This is a genomic window from Tsuneonella litorea (assembly GCF_025154015.1).
Classification (GTDB): domain Bacteria; phylum Pseudomonadota; class Alphaproteobacteria; order Sphingomonadales; family Sphingomonadaceae; genus Tsuneonella; species Tsuneonella litorea.
Map to the genome: position 1 here is coordinate 297,720 of NZ_JAOAMV010000003.1, position 18,947 is coordinate 316,666.

The 18,947-nt window shown below is 68.3% G+C and carries 8 protein-coding genes; 5 read left to right on the forward strand and 3 right to left on the reverse strand.

The window, feature by feature from the left end; genetic code table 11:
• Positions 1-18: 18 nt before the first annotated feature.
• Positions 19-12,123: a DUF5801 repeats-in-toxin domain-containing protein gene (locus tag N0B51_RS08005; protein ID WP_259961782.1), complete on the reverse strand. Its 12,105-nt coding sequence runs from the start codon at positions 12,121-12,123 to the stop codon at positions 19-21.
• 392 nt (positions 12,124-12,515) lie between these two features.
• On the opposite strand from N0B51_RS08005, the gene N0B51_RS08010 reads away from it, so the two are divergent.
• Positions 12,516-13,226, forward strand: coding sequence for a hypothetical protein (locus tag N0B51_RS08010; RefSeq protein ID WP_259961783.1), 711 nt, complete (start codon positions 12,516-12,518; stop codon positions 13,224-13,226).
• Positions 13,227-13,239: 13 nt separating this feature from the next.
• Here N0B51_RS08010 and N0B51_RS08015 read toward each other — a convergent pair whose 3' ends face one another.
• Entirely contained in the window at positions 13,240-14,484 is a 1,245-nt protein-coding gene (locus tag N0B51_RS08015; RefSeq protein ID WP_259961784.1) for a sulfotransferase family protein, read from the reverse strand.
• A 168-nt stretch (positions 14,485-14,652) separates the two neighbouring features.
• Between N0B51_RS08015 and serS the strand changes: the two genes are divergently transcribed.
• From serS to N0B51_RS08035, 4 genes are read left to right on the forward strand one after another with little or no spacing between them, the layout of a single operon-like run.
• Positions 14,653-15,927, forward strand: coding sequence for a serine--tRNA ligase (gene serS, locus N0B51_RS08020; RefSeq protein WP_259961785.1), 1,275 nt, complete (start codon positions 14,653-14,655; stop codon positions 15,925-15,927).
• Complete coding sequence (gene surE, locus N0B51_RS08025; protein WP_259961786.1) at positions 15,927-16,688, forward strand: 5'/3'-nucleotidase SurE; 762 nt, start codon at positions 15,927-15,929, stop codon at positions 16,686-16,688. The genes serS and surE overlap by 1 nt, the downstream gene beginning before the upstream one ends.
• Positions 16,688-17,467, forward strand: coding sequence for a M23 family metallopeptidase (locus N0B51_RS08030; RefSeq protein ID WP_259961787.1), 780 nt, complete (start codon positions 16,688-16,690; stop codon positions 17,465-17,467). Before surE ends, N0B51_RS08030 begins: the two co-directional genes overlap by 1 nt.
• The gene (locus tag N0B51_RS08035; RefSeq protein ID WP_259961788.1) at positions 17,464-18,513 is read left to right on the forward strand and encodes a potassium channel family protein; all 1,050 of its coding nucleotides are present in this window, start codon (positions 17,464-17,466) and stop codon (positions 18,511-18,513) included. The genes N0B51_RS08030 and N0B51_RS08035 overlap by 4 nt, the downstream gene beginning before the upstream one ends.
• Here the strand turns inward: N0B51_RS08035 and N0B51_RS08040 are convergent.
• Entirely contained in the window at positions 18,510-18,920 is a 411-nt protein-coding gene (locus tag N0B51_RS08040) for a DUF1761 domain-containing protein (protein ID WP_259961789.1), read from the reverse strand. The genes N0B51_RS08035 and N0B51_RS08040 overlap by 4 nt on opposite strands.
• Positions 18,921-18,947: the final 27 nt, after the last annotated feature.

The window sequence follows — 18,947 nt, forward strand, 5'->3', positions numbered from 1 at the left end:
ACCCCCGTTCCTCGAAGTTCAGGCCTGCGCCGCCGCGAGCATGCTCGCGTCGTCGTGGGCGTCGGGTAGATTGATCATTGCGGCGAAGTCGGCACCGGAGCCGCCGATGCCCTGCATGAGCATGAAGGAGCCGGCATCGGCGATGGCACCGGCGTCCGCCCCCATCGGAATGGGTTGGCCGGCGGCGGCGAAGTGTTCGACGATACCGTCGACCAGCGCCTCTCCGCTGAAGTCCGACAGCGCACCCTCGAGCGCAGCCAGCGCGCTTCCCCCGGCTGCGTCGCCGGGAGAAGGCGCCTGGGGTGCGATCGACAGCAGCGCCTGCATCGTCCCTTCCGCGCCCATCCCGGCGAACAGGTCACCCGCAGCCTGCCCGGCCTGCGGACCCGGCGCGGCGGAAAGCCAGGCGGGGGCCGGCGCAAGATCATGGAACGCCGAGTCGTTGGCGATGAAGTGCGCGTCGCTTGTCTCACCGCCGCTCCGCTGGATCGAAGCGGAGATCGGAACCGCCTCGTGCGAGGCGAAGTCGCCAAGCGCAGGCCGCACCTGATCCGCCGCGACGGTCCCGTCCGGCAAAGGTTCGCTCCGGATCGAAAGCGGCTCGAAGACAGGCAGCGCATCGGCGTCCATTCCATCCGCCATCGCTGGCTGCGCGGCTACGGGCAGCGCGCTGACGGCAGCACCGGCCATCGCCGCGGTCGTGAGCAGCTCTGCCGTCCGCTGGGCAGACTTGGCCGCAGTTGCAAACGATGCGTCGGCCAGCGTCCCGGTCGTGCCGTCTGCACGCGTGAACGTAGAGGAGCCCGCAACGCTCACATCGCCCCCGGCGGCCTTGTACGACACGCCATCGGAAACCAGGTTGATCGACACGATGCCGAGTTCGCCGAGCGAATGAAACTCGCCTTCGTCCGCCAGCCCGTTGCCGTTCGCATCCTGCCAGACACCGAACTTGGCAAAATCCGCATCGGCAGCGTCAAGGGTATCGCCATATTGCGCCGCAAGCGCCTCGAGGTCGGTCAGGCCACCACCGCCGAACACGAATTCGGAAGCGTGGTCCGCGCTGCCGCTCGCGTTGTCGTCCCGCACGAGGATACCGTCGGCAGCATGTGCCCAGGCGGTCGCGACCGATCCGTTGCCGTAGTCGTATGCCACCCCGTCCGCGACCGAGAGGAACTGGACGCTGTCGCCGTTGAGGTCGAGTACGATCGGAGCGGGATTGAGCGTGACGGCGATGCCCGTTCCGCTGGCGACGTCTCCATCCGCGTCGACGATCTCGACCGGGATGGTGAAGTTCACCGGCGCGCTCGTCGGCACCGAGGCGCCGAAACCGGCAATCTTGAACGAGGTGCCGGGCGAGGCGTTCGAGACGATGAGGCTGTTGTAACCGTTGTCGGTGAAGACAGCGATTTCGGTCCCCGTCCCGGCGCTGCCCGATTCGCCCTCGATCCCCTTCACGTCGACCGTGCCGTCAGCGCGCAATGTCACCGTGAAGATGTGCCCGCTGATCGTGTAGTTCGTCGCGGTCGTCGTCGGCACGATGATCTGCGAACCGCTCATCGGATCGGTATAGGTGACACCGTAATACGTGATCGTGATCCCGGTGATCTGATCGAGCATGCCGTCACCGACGACGTTGTCGCTGTCGGTGTCGTCGTAGGCGGCGAAGTTGGCGACCACGTTCGTGGCGGTCGGCGAGTTGCCGCTTTCCTGGCTGAGCAGGACGCTCGCCCCGTTGACGTTGTAGTGGCTCGTGAACGTATGGTCGCGATTGGCCAGCGTCGCCGCCGCTCCGTCAGTGCCATACCCTCCATTGACCGACTTCGCCGGGTTGCCGCTCAGGTTGTTGACGAAGTCGATCCTTACACCCTCGCCGTTGTCCACCGCGTTGCCGCCGCCCACGCCCAGCAGGATGTTGCTGGTGTTGAGCGTCTGGTCGCCGGTGCCGGTCGGGGTCAGCAGGATGTCCGTCGGTCCGGCGCGGTCGAATCCCGCCCAGGGATCGTTGCCCCCCACGAACGACGCATCCGTCGGATCGAGCGACACCTTGGTCACCGAGTCCACCGAACCGCTCATCTGGATCGAGTACTGGTTGGTCGTCGGATCGATGACGACCATGAATACCTTGCCGGCCACCGGGTCGGTTCCCGTGTAGGCGACCAGGGTCAGGCCATCGGCTGACACGTCGTACTTGATCGGCGCCGCACCCGAGGTCAGACCGGTCGAGATCGTCTCGAGCGATTGCGAGAACCGCACGCTTCCCGGACCGTCAGCGCCGTAGTCGTTGGTCAGCCCGTCGATCGAGAGGTACCCGGTGTCGGATCCGGTCGCGTTGTTCGACAGCGATGCTGCCTCGGGCGAAATCGCCCGCGGCGTGTCGTCGTCGAACAGGACGTTGAGGGTGCCGGGCGCGATGCTGGGGTCGTTGTCCTGGTCGGTGATCTGGTAGGCGAGGTCGATGCTGGCGTCGTTCTCGGTGTCGTCGCCGGTCATCATGTCGAGCGTGTCGTGGAGCACCGGCTGCACCAGCGTCAGCGTGTAGGCGCCGGTCGTCTGGTCGGTGATCTCGACCGTGAACAGCGTGCCGGTCCGCCCCGTGGGCGAGCTCGTGATCGTCGCGGTCAGCAGCGCGCCGTCGGGCGATACCGTGTAGCTCACCGTCTCCTGCCCGACCATGGTCGCGGTCTGGGAGCTGAGGAACGTGAACGTGTTGGTCCCGTCGCCCAGCGTCCCGCCGAGCACGCCCTTGAACACCGCCTCGGTGCTCGCCTGGTCGAGGTCGGCGGTGCGGCCCGCAGGGGTGTTCGCGTCGATGTCGCCGGTCCCGCCGGGGTTGCCGTTCGCCAGCCCGTCGTCGTCCACCGTCGCCTGCGCGGTCCCCGCCACCGGGGTCAGGTTGCCGATCGAGATCGTCAGCGTCGCGGCGTCGAAGTCGCCGTCGGCGTCGGTCAGCGTGTAGCTGAACACGTCCTGTTCGCCGCCGCCCATGCCCGGGTCGCGGGTGTAGGTGTAGGCGCCCGTGTTCACGTTCACCACCAGCAGGCCGTACTCGCCCTGGATCGTGATCTCGTCGCCGGCGAGCGTGCCGGTGGTCCCGGCATCGGTGTTGCTCACCGCGGTGATCGAGGAACCGTCCGCACCGCGGTAGTCGTTGGCCAGCACGTTGCCCATGATCGGCGCGTAGCTGCCCGCCGCCACGCTGTTCGTGTCGAGCACCGCGTCGACCCCGTCGTCGCGGAACACGACGTTCGCCCCGATCGCCGCCGCGCCGCTCGCGGTGTCGCCGTCGTAGTCGGTCACCGTGATCCGCGCGCTCACCAGGCTCGCGCCGCCGGCCGTGCCGTCCGCGGTCAGGTACAAGGCGTCGTCGTAATCCGCCGCGGTATTGCCGTCCTGGACGTGCTCGAGCGCCACGAACTGGGTCAGCGTCAGCCCGCCATCCGGCCCGATGTCGAGCCGGAACGCGGTGTGCTCGACCATCGCGCTATCGGTATAGCGCCCCTCGATCGTGTCGCCGTCAACCGCGACCAGCGTCACCGGGTAGTCGCCCACCGCGGTCGCGAACGGCGTGGCCCCCATCGGTCCGGTGATCTCGATGCTGTAGGTCAGGCCCCCGCCCACCGCCGGGCCGTCCGCACCGAACGCCTCGGCGAACGTGATCGCAGCCCCCATCGATGTCGCCACGATCCCCGTGCCGAACCCCGCCGGCGGACCCGCCGTCGTCTCGTCGATGGTCACCCCGGCCGCCGCGGTCACGTCGCCCGACAGGCTCGGCCCGTCGTCGGCAAAGCGCAGGTTCGCGCCGATATCGATCGTCTCGCTGTCCGACGCGGTATCCCCGTCGCCGTCGGTCAGCGACGAACGCGCGGTCAGCGTGATCAGGTCGTCCGCCAGCGACGCGAACTGGTCGTCGAACGGCGCATCGGTCCCCGGAACCGGGCTCGCCTCGGGCACGTGGTCGATCTGCTGGTACTGCACCAGCGTCACCGTGCCGTCCGCCGCCACGCTCACCGAGAACACCGCCGTACCGTCGATCGACCCCGGGTTCGCCGCCGCGGTCGAGCCGACCACCGTCTCGTCGTCGAGCTGGTAAAGATAGATCGGCGCGCCCGCGCTCGACAGCCCCGACAGGCCGCCGTCGGTCTTGAGGTCCAGCACGTAGCTCAGCGTCGGCGTCGGGCCCCCGTCCGCGCCCTTCTGGAAGGTCAGGCCGAACACCCCGCCAAACGCCGCCGACACCATCCCCACCGTCGAGGTCGCGCTGTCGCTGGCGGTCGGATCGCCGTCGGTCTCGGCGTCCTGCGTGGTCAGCACCACCCCGCTCTCGGTCCCCGCCGTCACGTCGAGCGAGGGCACGTCGTCGCGCACCGTCACGTCGAAGCTCGCGGTCGTCTTGTCGCTGTCGTCACCGTCGGTGAACTGCAGCGTCACCCCCGACAGCGTCTCGGTGTCCTCGGTCCCCGCCGTCCCGTGCTTGACCGGCTGCGACAGCGTCGCCGCGTAGGTATAGGTCACCTCGCCCGGGTTCGGGCCCGCGGTCGCCCCGGTGATCGCGATCCGGATCACCTCGTCGCCGCCCACGCTGCGCCCGACCAGGTCGTCGCGCATCGTCGTCGTGTTGAACTCGAGCCCGAACGTCACGAAGTTGTCGTCGAGCGTCTTGAGCTGCGTGTCGTAACCCGCAAGGTCCACCAGCACCACCGAGCCCAGCAGATCGGCCGGCACGTCCTTGCCGTAGTCGACCACCACCGATCCGCTCAGGTCGCTCGCGCTGTTCGTCCCGGTCACTTCCGCCGGGTCGGTCTGCCCGTCGTCCGCGTTGGCCCCCGTCAGGCCGTCCTCGTCGAGCGCAAGGCCCGTCGGCGTCCCCGCCATCGGCTTGGAGTCCGGCTGCAGCGTCACGTTCACCGTCTTGGTCACGCTGTCGCCATCGGCGTCGGTCACCGTGAACGTGAAGCTGTCCGACGTGGCGCCGTCGCTCCCCGCGCCGCTCGCCGGCGTGTAGGTGAACGTGCCCGCACCGTCGTAGCTGATCGTCCCCTGCGCGGCCTGCGTGAACGTCACCCCGCTCGCCAGGTCCACCCCGTCCGCGCCCTCGAAGAAGTGCGTCCCCTCCACCAGCACAAAGTCGAACGCCGTGTTCTCGGCGCCTTGCGTCACCGTGATCGCATCCGGCGTCACCGTCGGCGTGTCGTCGTCGAACAGGACGTTGAGGGTGCCGGGCGCGATGCTGGGGTCGTTGTCCTGGTCGGTGATCTGGTAGGCGAGGTCGATGCTGGCGTCGTTCTCGGTGTCGTCGCCGGTCATCATGTCGAGCGTGTCGTGGAGCACCGGCTGCACCAGCGTCAGCGTGTAGGCGCCGGTCGTCTGGTCGGTGATCTCGACCGTGAACAGCGTGCCGGTCCGCCCCGTGGGCGAGCTCGTGATCGTCGCGGTCAGCAGCGCGCCGTCGGGCGATACCGTGTAGCTCACCGTCTCCTGCCCGACCATGGTCGCGGTCTGGGAGCTGAGGAACGTGAACGTGTTGGTCCCGTCGCCCAGCGTCCCGCCGAGCACGCCCTTGAACACCGCCTCGGTGCTCGCCTGGTCGAGGTCGGCGGTGCGGCCCGCAGGGGTGTTCGCGTCGATGTCGCCGGTCCCGCCGGGGTTGCCGTTCGCCAGCCCGTCGTCGTCCACCGTCGCCTGCGCGGTCCCCGCCACCGGGGTCAGGTTGCCGATCGAGATCGTCAGCGTCGCGGCGTCGAAGTCGCCGTCGGCGTCGGTCAGCGTGTAGCTGAACACGTCCTGTTCGCCGCCGCCCATGCCCGGGTCGCGGGTGTAGGTGTAGGCGCCCGTGTTCACGTTCACCACCAGCAGGCCGTACTCGCCCTGGATCGTGATCTCGTCGCCGGCGAGCGTGCCGGTGGTCCCGGCATCGGTGTTGCTCACCGCGGTGATCGAGGAACCGTCCGCACCGCGGTAGTCGTTGGCCAGCACGTTGCCCATGATCGGCGCGTAGCTGCCCGCCGCCACGCTGTTCGTGTCGAGCACCGCGTCGACCCCGTCGTCGCGGAACACGACGTTCGCCCCGATCGCCGCCGCGCCGCTCGCGGTGTCGCCGTCGTAGTCGGTCACCGTGATCCGCGCGCTCACCAGGCTCGCGCCGCCGGCCGTGCCGTCCGCGGTCAGGTACAAGGCGTCGTCGTAATCCGCCGCGGTATTGCCGTCCTGGACGTGCTCGAGCGCCACGAACTGGGTCAGCGTCAGCCCGCCATCCGGCCCGATGTCGAGCCGGAACGCGGTGTGCTCGACCATCGCGCTATCGGTATAGCGCCCCTCGATCGTGTCGCCGTCAACCGCGACCAGCGTCACCGGGTAGTCGCCCACCGCGGTCGCGAACGGCGTGGCCCCCATCGGTCCGGTGATCTCGATGCTGTAGGTCAGGCCCCCGCCCACCGCCGGGCCGTCCGCACCGAACGCCTCGGCGAACGTGATCGCAGCCCCCATCGATGTCGCCACGATCCCCGTGCCGAACCCCGCCGGCGGACCCGCCGTCGTCTCGTCGATGGTCACCCCGGCCGCCGCGGTCACGTCGCCCGACAGGCTCGGCCCGTCGTCGGCAAAGCGCAGGTTCGCGCCGATATCGATCGTCTCGCTGTCCGACGCGGTATCCCCGTCGCCGTCGGTCAGCGACGAACGCGCGGTCAGCGTGATCAGGTCGTCCGCCAGCGACGCGAACTGGTCGTCGAACGGCGCATCGGTCCCCGGAACCGGGCTCGCCTCGGGCACGTGGTCGATCTGCTGGTACTGCACCAGCGTCACCGTGCCGTCCGCCGCCACGCTCACCGAGAACACCGCCGTACCGTCGATCGACCCCGGGTTCGCCGCCGCGGTCGAGCCGACCACCGTCTCGTCGTCGAGCTGGTAAAGATAGATCGGCGCGCCCGCGCTCGACAGCCCCGACAGGCCGCCGTCGGTCTTGAGGTCCAGCACGTAGCTCAGCGTCGGCGTCGGGCCCCCGTCCGCGCCCTTCTGGAAGGTCAGGCCGAACACCCCGCCAAACGCCGCCGACACCATCCCCACCGTCGAGGTCGCGCTGTCGCTGGCGGTCGGATCGCCGTCGGTCTCGGCGTCCTGCGTGGTCAGCACCACCCCGCTCTCGGTCCCCGCCGTCACGTCGAGCGAGGGCACGTCGTCGCGCACCGTCACGTCGAAGCTCGCGGTCGTCTTGTCGCTGTCGTCACCGTCGGTGAACTGCAGCGTCACCCCCGACAGCGTCTCGGTGTCCTCGGTCCCCGCCGTCCCGTGCTTGACCGGCTGCGACAGCGTCGCCGCGTAGGTATAGGTCACCTCGCCCGGGTTCGGGCCCGCGGTCGCCCCGGTGATCGCGATCCGGATCACCTCGTCGCCGCCCACGCTGCGCCCGACCAGGTCGTCGCGCATCGTCGTCGTGTTGAACTCGAGCCCGAACGTCACGAAGTTGTCGTCGAGCGTCTTGAGCTGCGTGTCGTAACCCGCAAGGTCCACCAGCACCACCGAGCCCAGCAGATCGGCCGGCACGTCCTTGCCGTAGTCGACCACCACCGATCCGCTCAGGTCGCTCGCGCTGTTCGTCCCGGTCACTTCCGCCGGGTCGGTCTGCCCGTCGTCCGCGTTGGCCCCCGTCAGGCCGTCCTCGTCGAGCGCAAGGCCCGTCGGCGTCCCCGCCATCGGCTTGGAGTCCGGCTGCAGCGTCACGTTCACCGTCTTGGTCACGCTGTCGCCATCGGCGTCGGTCACCGTGAACGTGAAGCTGTCCGACGTGGCGCCGTCGCTCCCCGCGCCGCTCGCCGGCGTGTAGGTGAACGTGCCCGCACCGTCGTAGCTGATCGTCCCCTGCGCGGCCTGCGTGAACGTCACCCCGCTCGCCAGGTCCACCCCGTCCGCGCCCTCGAAGAAGTGCGTCCCCTCCACCAGCACAAAGTCGAACGCCGTGTTCTCGGCGCCTTGCGTCACCGTGATCGCATCCGGCGTCACCGTCGGCGTGTCGTCGTCGAAGTCGATCGTCAGCGTGCCCGTCTCGCTGTCGGCAACCGGATCGCTGTCGCTGACAATGAAGGTCAAGGCGACCGAGACGTTGTTCTCGGTATCGTCGCCTGCCTCTCCATCGAGCGTGGGATGCATGATCGGGTTGATGAGCCTGACCGTGTAGGCGCCGGTGTTCACGTCGGTGATCTGGACGGTGAACAGGACGGTGTTCGCCCGCGCCTCGCCTGCGGAAACCGTCGCCGTCAGGGTATGTGTCGCTTCGTCGTAGGTGAAGTCGACCGCCTCGGTGCCGACCATGCCGCTGCCCGCGGCCGGTGCCAGGCTGTAGGTCAGCGGCGCGTCGTTCGCCCCGGGCTGGACGGAAAGTGTCCCGGTCCAGACCGCCTCGCTGGTGGTGCCCGTACCGGTCTCGCCGGCGTTCTGGTCGTCGTCGGTACCACCGGGATTGCTGGCCGCATTGCCGGCCGGCAGGCCGTCGTCGTCGATCCGCGCAGTGGCGTCGTTCGCGACCGGAGCCGAGTCCGGCTGCAACGCGACGGTCACGGTGGCGGTGGCGGTATCGCCATCGCCGTCGACGACCGTGTAGGTGAAGCTGTCGCCAAGGCTGTCGCTGCCCGCCCCGGCAGCCGGCGTGTAGGTGAAGTGGCCCGCGCCGTCGTAGGTCACGGTCCCCTGCGCCGGCTGGGTCCACGTCACCTTGGACAGATCGACCCCGTCGGCGCCCGCGGCGTAGCTACCCGTGATGTCGACCAGGAACGCGGCGTTCTCCGCATCCTGCGTCACGGAAACAGCCGAGGCGGTCGGAGCGTCGTCGTCGAAAGTGATCGTCAGCGTCGCAGGAGCCGATGAGCCGTCGCTGTCGGTGACGGTGAAGCCGATCGAGGCCGTCGCATCGGTGCCGGCTGGATTTTCCTCGTTCGGGCCGCCGTCATGGAGAATGTTGCTCACCAGCGTGACGCGATAGGTCCCGGCGTTCGCATCGGTGATCTGAACGGTGAACAGCGTCGTTCCTGCGCGGTCCTGCGCGGTCCCCCCGGCATCCTGCGCGGCAACCGTCGCAGTCAGCGTGTCGCCCGAAACGGTGTATTGCACGCGCTCGGTCCCGACCATCGCGAAAGAACCGTCGACACCCGCCGCGAATGTGATCGTCGCAGGCGAATCGCCACCGTCGGTGAACGTCAGCGTGCCGGCGAAGGTCGATTCGTCATTGTCGGCGAGCGCATCTCCCGCGTCGGTTTCAAGGTCGAAGGTGGTGGAGGCGGGGTTGCCGCCGGCCAAACCGTCATCGTCGAGCGCCGCCTGCGCCAGGCCGCCGGTGGGTGCGTTGGCATCGGTGATCGCAAAGGTGATGCTGGCGGTCGCCGCATCCCCGTCGCCGTCGGTGACGGTGAAGCTGGCGACTGCGCCGACCGGGTTGTCGAGCGGGTCGGCGGCGGTGAACGCGTAGGTTCCGTCGGCCTTGACGATGATCGTGCCAACCGGGACTGTCCCGGTCGCATCGTAAAGCGTGATCGCCTGGCTATAGCCATCGGCACCGAAGATCAGAGTCGTGCCGTCGATTGCGGTCACGCCCGCACCATCGGCGCCGGCGACGAAATCGAGCGTGCCGGTGACGGTTGCGCCCTCGGCGAGCGAGCCGCCCGCCTCGTCGAGCGCGGTCGGAACGTCGTCGCCAACCGAAACCGAGAAGCTGCCCGTCGCCTTGTCGCCGTCGAGGTCGGTGACCTGGTAGGTGATGCCGCTCAGCGTGAGGAAGTCCTCTGTGCCGGCGGTGCCATGGAGGATCGGCTGTGAGAGCAAAGTCGCGTAGGTGTAGACGACCTCGCCCGGGTTCGGTCCCGCTGCTGCGCCGGTGATCGCGATCCGGATCACCTCTGCGCCGCCGCTGTCGCGGCCGACGAGCACGCCGCCCTCGACCGCGAAGGTGACGTCATTGCCGTCGAGCGTCTTCAACTGGCCGTCGTATGCCGGATCGTCGAGCAGTACGATCGATCCCGCCAGGTCTGAAGGAACGTCGCCCCCGAAATCGACCGTTACGCTGCCGCTGTCAGTCAGATTCCCGCCGGCATCGATTTCGGCCGGGTCGGCCTGCAAGGGGCTGGCGTCGACATTGGCGCTGGCGAAACCGTCCTCGTCGACCGACAGGTTCGGTCCTTCGCCGACGAGCGGCGCGGAATCGGGCACGAGCGCGATGGTGACGGTCGCGATCGAAGGATCCCCGTCGCCGTCGGTGATCGAGTAATCGAACGTGACCGGGCCGTTTTCGCCCGGCCCCGGGGTGTAGGTGAACGTGCCGTCGCCGTTGTTCACCAGCGTGCCGGTGCCGCTGAGCGTGCCGGCGACGAGCTGCACGGTCGAAGGCTGGACGCTGTCCGCCCCCTGCACGTCGTTGGCCAGCACGTTGACGCTGACGGGCGCGTTCTCGACCGTCTGGCTCGCCATGTCGTCTTTCGCCTGCGGCGAATCGTCCCGGATCGCGATGACGAACGTGCCGGGCGCGCTGTCGCCGTCGACGTCAGTGACCAGGATGTTGAAGGTCACGCTGGTATTGTCGCCGGACGTGTTGTCGGCGAGCGTGAAGGTGTAGGTCAGTTCGCCGGTTACCGGGTTGAATGTGTCGACCACGAGGGTGCCCACCCCGGGGACGTTGACCGTTGCACCCGGTACCGCCGCGACGCCGTTGATCGTCGCGGTGACCGGCCCGTCGCCGCCGGTGAAGGTGACCTTGCCGCTGGTCCTTTCGGTCGGCGCGGGGGCATTGGTTCCGGGCGCTTCGCCCGGACGCGAAGGAAGGCCGGATTCGAACACGAGCGTGCCCGCTTCGAAGACGCCGACCGGCGGAACCGAGGTGACGACGGGCTTTGCATCGCCGATCGAGATCGTCAGGGTCGCGGTCGAGGTCGAACCGTCGCCATCGGTCAGGGTATAGGTGAACGCGTCGGCAACACCGCCCGGCGTGCCGGCCGCGCGCGTGTAGGTGTAGCTGCCGTCCGCCTTTATCAGCAATTGGCCATACTGGCCGGCTACTTCGAGATTGCCTGACGAATCGAATGTCGTGTCGGCGTTGGCCGGCACGTTGCTGCTCACGATGCGGGAAACGGCCGCTCCGTCCGCTCCGGGCGTGTCGGCACCGACCGAACCGCTCGTCGTTCCTGCGGCGGTGATCACGTTGCCGCTTTCGGGCGCGTAGCTTCCAGCGGCGACCGCATCGGTGTCGTTGCGGGCGATCGGCGCGTCGTCGATCGCGCTGATCGTCAAGGTCGCCGTCGCAACGTCGCCATCGGGATCTGTGACCGACACGGAGAACGCGTCGGCGAGCGTCGCGTTCAGGAGGTTGTCGGTCAGGGTATAGGTGAAGCCGATCGTGCCGGCGACCGGATCGAAGCTGGTGATGGCCAGGTCGCCGCGCGGGCTGGAAATGACCTGTCCGACCCCGGTGAACGGCACGCCGTTGATCGTAATCGATGCCACGCCGTCGGGCGAGGCGAACACGATCGTGCCGCTGGTCGTCTCGGTCGTGGCGGCGGAATTGGTGCCCGCCGGTTCTCCATTGCGCGCCGGAAGTCCCGATTCGGCCACGGTGGCTGTCGCCGCCTGCACGCCGAGCGGCTGGTCGGCGGTGATGATGGTGATCGTCGGTTCGCGGTCGGGAATAGCCGGAATGATCTCCTGCTCTTCCGGCTGAGGGAAGTTCAGCTCCGTATAGGGCAGCAGGTCGCCGAGTCCGTATGCGGCCTGGATCGGCCCCACCGCGCTGGCGAAGTTGCCGCCCGAGCTCTGCGGATTGCCGGCCGCCGGCTGGGGTTCGTTGCCGACGAGAAGCGCCGCGAGGTTGAGCGGCGGTATCGCGACATCGCCGATGACGAGTTGCGGCACGATGATCGCGCCATCGGGGATCACATAGCGCACCCCGTCCGCGCCGACCACGACGAGATCGCGCCCTTCGATCTGGATGTCGCCCAGTTCGGTTCCAGCGGGAAGAACGACCACTCCGGCCGAATCAGCCGTCAGGACCCGCGTAACTCCGCTTCCTGCAACCGGCGAGGCGTTCCCGCTGTTCTGCAGTTCGGTCGTTTCGTCGTCACCGAACTTTTCGGGTCCGTTGTTCTGAAGATCCATGTCGTACCAACCTCGCATTGCGGGCGCGCGTTCGACACGCGGCAAGATTGGTCGGCCCAAGCGGCTTGGACGGGAGCGCACGCGCCCCGAGTGCCAAGTTGTCCAATCTTGCGGCCCTGATTATCGGTCGCCCGAGGCACGTTGATCTGCCTCACATCTGCGACGAGTCGTTCGTTAGGTGAAACAGAACAGGAATCTGACATCCTTTCAAGGAAATTAACCATCGACAGGGTCCGGCCCGCAAGCATCTGGTTTAACGACGCTTCTTCCGCGCGGGACCGCCGGACTCCCAAAACGGGACGTTTTCGCGGGCCATCCGCATACCGGTGACACCGCCGAAGAACCCTATTGCGCCGACCCGCGCTTTGGCGGAACCTTCATGGGGGCGCGCGATGCCGCCGCCAGGAACAGGTGACAGCCGTTTGATCGAGATCAAGGCGAAGACCGCGACGGGCCTCGGGATAGTGGCCCTTGCCGCCGGAATGGCGCTTGCGGCGGCCTGGGCGGTACGGGCGGGCGCCATGCCGGACTGGTCGGCTCCCCCCGGCGTCCGGGGCGCGGACTGGAAAGGGCCTGGCGCCGAACGCCCCTACCCGCTCAGGCTGGCGCTGCCGCCCCCGGTCGGAACCGATGCGCCACCTCAAGAGGCCCGCAACTTGAGCGAAGCCGCCGGGAAACCGCAAGGGCCGCAGATGCCCGGCCAGCCCGAAGCCGTGGAACCCGCTCGCGCTGTTCCGATCACCGGCACATCCGCGCGAGTCGCGAGCAGGTCGGAGCCCCAGCGGATTCCTGGTGGATTCGACATTCGCGACTTCGGCACCGGCGGAGCGTCAGACGGCAGCAATCTCGTAATGACGACGAAGCCCGTGATCCTGGGCGGCAGCCGCCTCGGCGCGATCGAACTTGCCGTAGGCCGCGGGGCTTCGGTTTCGCTGGATCGCAGGGCCTTGTCCGCGCTGCTCGCGGACCGGGCGCCGGAGCTCAGCGCTGCGCTGGATCGCGAGACGTCCGATCGCGTCACGCTCGACGCGCTGCGCACACGGGACGTGGCGATCCGTTACGATCCGCTGCGGGATGCGCTGGTGATCGAGACCCGCTCCTAGTCCGCTATTTCGGTCAGGCGCGCGCCCGCAGTCGTCGGCCGGGTTCGGCTCGCCCGCGCTCGATGGGAATGTCGAAACGGTCGATGTACCGCTCGAGCCGCTCGTAGACCTCGTCGCGTTCGAGCCCGAATTCGGCGAGGCTGTAGCGGTGGGGCTTGCGCTTGAGCGCGCGGCTGCGCTCGACGAACCGCTTCATGCCGGGAAGCGCGCTGTCCATGTCGAGGTCGAGAAAACGATAGACGCGCGCCATGGTCGATTGCCAGTCCCGGTCCATCGCATCGTACTGCACGTCGATCAGCCGGTCGGCCGCGATGGTCTTGCGCGCCTCCATCATCCGGGCCGTCATGACTTCGGTCTTGCGCAGCCACTCTCGCCCGATGTCCGCTGCCCTGGCATGGTCGGAATAGATGATGGTCTGGTTCCATGCGAGCGAGGCCGCGCTGCCCACCACCTGTTGCGGATCGCGATGGGTGAAGATCAGGCGGGCATCCGGAAACACCCGCAAAAGAGCTGGAAGATCAAGCATATGCTGCGGGGTCTTGAGAATCCATGGGCGCAGGGAGCTTTCGTGCTGCGACCATCCGGCGAGCCGCAGGAGGTTCGCCATGTGGCGGTACGCCGGGGTCGCGTCCTCGCCTTCACACCAGCGCCCGTAACTCGGGACGGTCCACTGTGCCTCGTGCTTCATGCCCCACATGCTGGCGACGAGCAGGCCAAGCTCCTCCTCCGGCTCGAACGGCCCGGTCGGATGGATCGAGAGCGTGCGCGGGTTTGCGAGCCTGGCAACGCGCAGGATGCGCCGTGCAAGCTTGGGCCGGAAATCCTCCGCCTTGCCGGCGAGAACCTCGTCGAAGCCCGGTCGCGGCACGGGGCTGATGGTCTCGAAGCTGCGCAGATGCGCGAACCGGCGGTCGGCCGCCAGCAGGCGGTGAAGTCGCGTGGTGCCCGATCGCATCGGCCCGACGATGACCACCGGATGCGGAATCGGCCGGGCAAGTATCTCGGGGTGCCGATCGAACCACATCTGCGCGTAGAGCCGGTCGCGCAGCACATGATGGAACTGCTTTTCGGCCGCCAGCGTCCCGGCATCGTTGAGCCTGGCTTCTCCGCGGACGGCTTCGAGGAGGACGTCCATCGGTCGTTCGAACCAGGGATCGCCGAAGTCTTCCAGCCCGGTCGCCTCGCGGGCCTGGGCCAGCAGCGCAGCCTTGCTCAGCTTCGCCGGGGCGATCGCTCCGATGCGCCGCCCGAAGCGCACCGCCCGATCGAGGATGTCTATGAACGGCGTGCGCCGCGGCGGGATGATGGTCGGCTGTTCCAGTTTTGGCCCCTGTTATTCGGCGCTTGCGCTTCCCAGCATTACCGCCGGAGGCGGCGCAGGTTCCCGCATTGCTCTCGCCACGACGGTCGGGCATAGGCCCCGGCCATGCACGACATACGGCTCATCCGTGAAGACCCCGCAGCCTTCGATGCAGCCCTCGCCCGGCGCGGCGTCGAACCGATGGCGGACAGGATACTGGCATTCGACGAAGTCCGCCGCGCGGCCGCGACCCGCGCGCAGGAAATGCTCGCCAGGCGCAACGAAGCGTCGAAGGCGATCGGCGCGGCGATGGGCCGGGGCGACAAGGACGCCGCCGAATCGCTCAAGGCCGAAGTCGCGCGGATCAAGGTCGATCTGCCTGCGGTCGAGGAGGAAGAACGCGCCGCCGCGCGCGCGCAGGACGAACTGCTCGCCGCGCTTCCCAACCTGCCCGCCGCCGACGTGCCCGAGGGCGAGGACGAGGACGGCAACGTCGAGGTGGCGACGTGGGGCGATCGCCGGGATTTCGCCTTCGCGCCGCAGGAACACGCCGACATCGGCCCCGCTCTCGGCCTCGATTTCGAAACCGGCGCAGCGATTGCCGGGGCGCGCTTCACGTTCCTGCGCGGACAGATGGCCCGCCTCCAGCGCGCGATTGCGCAGATGATGCTCGATGTGCAGACCGGCGAGAACGGCTACACCGAGTGCGCCACCCCGCTCCTCGTCCGCGAAGAGGCGATGTTCGGTACCGGCCAGCTTCCCAAGTTCGCCGAGGATTCGTTCGCGACCACCGACGGTCGCTGGCTGATCCCGACAAGCGAGGTCAGCCTGACCAACTCGGTGCGCGAGCGGATCGTCGATCTCGACGCGCCGATGCGGCTAACGGCGTTAACCCCCTGCTTCCGTTCCGAAGCCGGATCGGCCGGGCGCGACACCCGCGGCTACATTCGCCAGCACCAGTTCGACAAGGTCGAACTCGTCTCGATCTGCCGTCCCGAAGACGCCGAGGCCGAACACGAGCATATGCTGCGCAGCGCGCAAGCGATCCTCGAGCGGCTCGACCTGCCTTACCGCACGATGCTGCTGTGCGCGGGCGACATGGGCTTCGGCGCGAAGAAGACCTTCGACCTCGAGGTCTGGCTGCCCGGCCAGGGCGCCTACCGCGAGATCAGCTCGGTGAGCTGGTGCGGCGACTTCCAGGCGCGGCGCATGAACGCGCGCTACCGCGACGAGAACGGGAAGGCTGCCTTTCTCCACACGCTCAACGGATCGGGCCTTGCGGTCGGCCGCACGCTCGTCGCGGTGCTCGAGAACTACCAGCAGGCCGACGGTTCGGTGCGCGTGCCCGAGGCGCTGAAGCCGTTGGCGGGCGGGCTCGAAGCGCTGGAGCCGGCCGCCTGATGCGCATCCTCCTCACCAACGACGACGGCGTCCACGCGCCCGGCCTCGAAGTGCTCGAGGAGATCGCGCGCGCGTTCACCGACGACATATGGATCTGCGCGCCGAGCGAGGAACAGTCGGGCGCGGGTCACTCGCTCACCCTCACCCGCCCCGTACGGCTGCGCAAGCACGGCGAACGCCGGTTCTCGGTGACCGGCACGCCGACCGACGCCGTGACGCTTGGCCTGCGCAAGGTGATGGACGGGCCGCCCGACGTGATCCTCTCGGGCGTCAACCGCGGTGCCAACCTCGGCGACGACGTGACCTATTCGGGCACCGTGTCCGCCGCGATCGAAGGGGCGCTCGCAGGAATTCGCTCGATCGCATTGAGCCAGGTCTACGCGGCCGAGGGCATGGGCGATGCGGTCCCGTTCGACGCGGCCCGGGCGTGGGGGGCGAAGGTGCTCGCCCCGCTGCTCGACGCGCCGCTTCCCCGGCGCACGCTCGTCAACGTCAACTTTCCCGCGCTCGCAGCGGACAAAGTCAATGGAATCCGTGTCGTAAGGCAGGGATTTCATGACTATTCGAGGGGCAGCGTGGTCGAGGGGCGCGACCCGCGCGGCTATCCCTATTACTGGTTCGGGCTGGAAGCGATCGAGCACACGCTGGACCACGGAACCGACCTCGAGGCGATCGACGAGGGCTACGTCGCGGTCACGCCGCTCCAGCTCGACCTCACCCACCACTCCTCGCTTGGCGCTCTCGCGGAACGCTACGGCTGATGGCGTGGCGGCCGGTCCTTGCGCTTGCGGCGCTGCTCCTTTCGACCGGGGCTGCCGATCCGGGGACCGAAAACGTCCATGTCGTCGCCGAGGGCGAAACGCTTTCGGGGATCGCGGCACGCGCCGGGGTGCCCGCCCCTGTCATCGCGGAAGCGAACGGGCTTCGCGAACCCCATGTCGTCCGGGCGGGACAGACGCTCGCCATCCCCCGGCAGCGCACGCACAGCGTGAAGCCGGGCGAGACGGGCTACGCCATCGCCAGGCGTTATGGCGTGCCGTTCGACCGGATCGCCATCGCCAATGGCCTTGACGAAAAGGGAACGCTCAGGTCGGGGCAGAAGCTGATCATCCCCGCGATGGTCGAGGCGCCCGCGGCAGGTCCGCTCGCGGACGCGCCGCCGCAGCCGTATTTTCGCGCGCCGCACGACGGAAGCGTGCTGCTCGGATACGCCGTCCGCGCCGACGGAAAGGGACACGACGGGATCGATTACGCCGCCAACCCGCTCGACATGGTGCGCGCGGCGGCAAGCGGGACGGTGAGCGGGATTGCGGAACGCGACCCACGCTTAGGCCGGCTCGTCACCGTCGATCACGGCAACGGCTGGAAGTCCGCCTACGGACACCTCGCGAGGATCACGGTGGCGATGGGCGACGTAGTGAAGGCCGGCGAGCGCATCGGCCTCGCCGGCAATTCGGGCAGCGCAACCCGGACCGAGGTTCACTTCGCGATCCGCCGCAACGGCAAGCCGGTCGACCCGGCAGGCGTGCTCGCGCGATGAGCCAGCAGGCAAAAGGCCCGCGCCGCAACTACGTCGGCCCGCGGTTCCAGCCGCTGCGGCGGGCGGTCAAGGTGCCGGTCTGGGCCGACCTCGGCATCCGCCTCGGCCTCGCGCTGGGACTGGTGTTCATGGTGGTGATGATCCACTGGTGGGACCGCGAGGGCCTCGTCGACAACCTCGACGGACACGTGACGTTTCTTGACGTCGTCTATTTCACGATGATCTCGATCACCACCACGGGCTTCGGCGATATTGCGCCGATTTCCGACCGGGCGCGGCTGGTGGAAGCGGTGATCGTCACCCCGATCCGTTTCGCCGTGCTGTTCATCTTCGTTGGCGCGGCCTACGATTTCGTCATCCGGAGAAGCTGGGAGAAGTGGCGCATGGCGCGCATTCAGGAACGTCTCAGGGACCATATCGTGGTCCTGGGCTTCGGGATTTCCGGCTCGGAAGCGGTGCACGAACTGATCGAGCGCGGGACCGATCCTTCATGCATCGTGGTGATGGATCCATCCGCGGAAAGGCTCGCCGAGGCCGAGGCGCTCGGCTGCAACGTGATCGAGGCTGACGCCACCCGGGACGAAAACCTCAACGCGGTACGTATCGCGGAGGCTGCCACGGTGCTGGTGTCGGCTGGACGCGACGACAGCTCGATCCTGATCGTGCTCACCGTGCGCCACCTCGCCCCCAGGGTCCCGATCAGCGTCGTCGTGCGCGCGGCGGACAACGAGCTTCTCGCGCGCCAGGCGGGCGCGGACAACGTGATCAACCCGGTGCGCTTTACCGGCCTTCTCCTCGCCGGGAGCGCGCAAGGCACGCATATCGCCGATTACATGGCCGATCTCGCCTCCTATGGCGGGCGCGTGCAGCTCGTCGAACGGCCGGTCGCGCCGGAGGAAGTCGGCCAGCCGATCGACAACCTGGCGGGAGGCGGAAGGGGCCTGAGGGTCTATCGCGGAGACGAGGCCTGCGGGTACTGGGAATGCGGCCCGCTCCAGGCCGGCGACGTGATCGTCGAGATCCGCCCCACTCTCAACGGCGACTAGGCCAGCAGAAAGAAGACGAGGCCCATCGCCAGGTAGGCGGCCAGCCAGTACCCGGCGTCGATCAGCGCGACGCGGGTGGGGACGCGGATATGGCTGAAGCTGATCCACAACGCCGGTATGACGAAAGCGATCGCCAGTCCGCCGCTCATCATGAAGTAGAGCCAGGGCTTGGCCGCCAGGGTATCCGCCCCGGTACGGGCGAACAGATGGCCCATCATCGTCGCGGTGATGAGCAGCAGGATGGCCGACAAGGCCGCGATCCGTTCGGGACGGGAGCGGACCATCACCCGGTTGCCCGCGACCTTGCGTTTCTTTTCGCGCCCGAACAGCGGCCCGAACCAGGCGAGCGCGAGCCCGCCCGCGACGGCTGCTGCGGCAAAGACGGCGATCCAGTTGACCGGTCCCAACGGTGCGACCCTTTCCCCAAGCGGCGT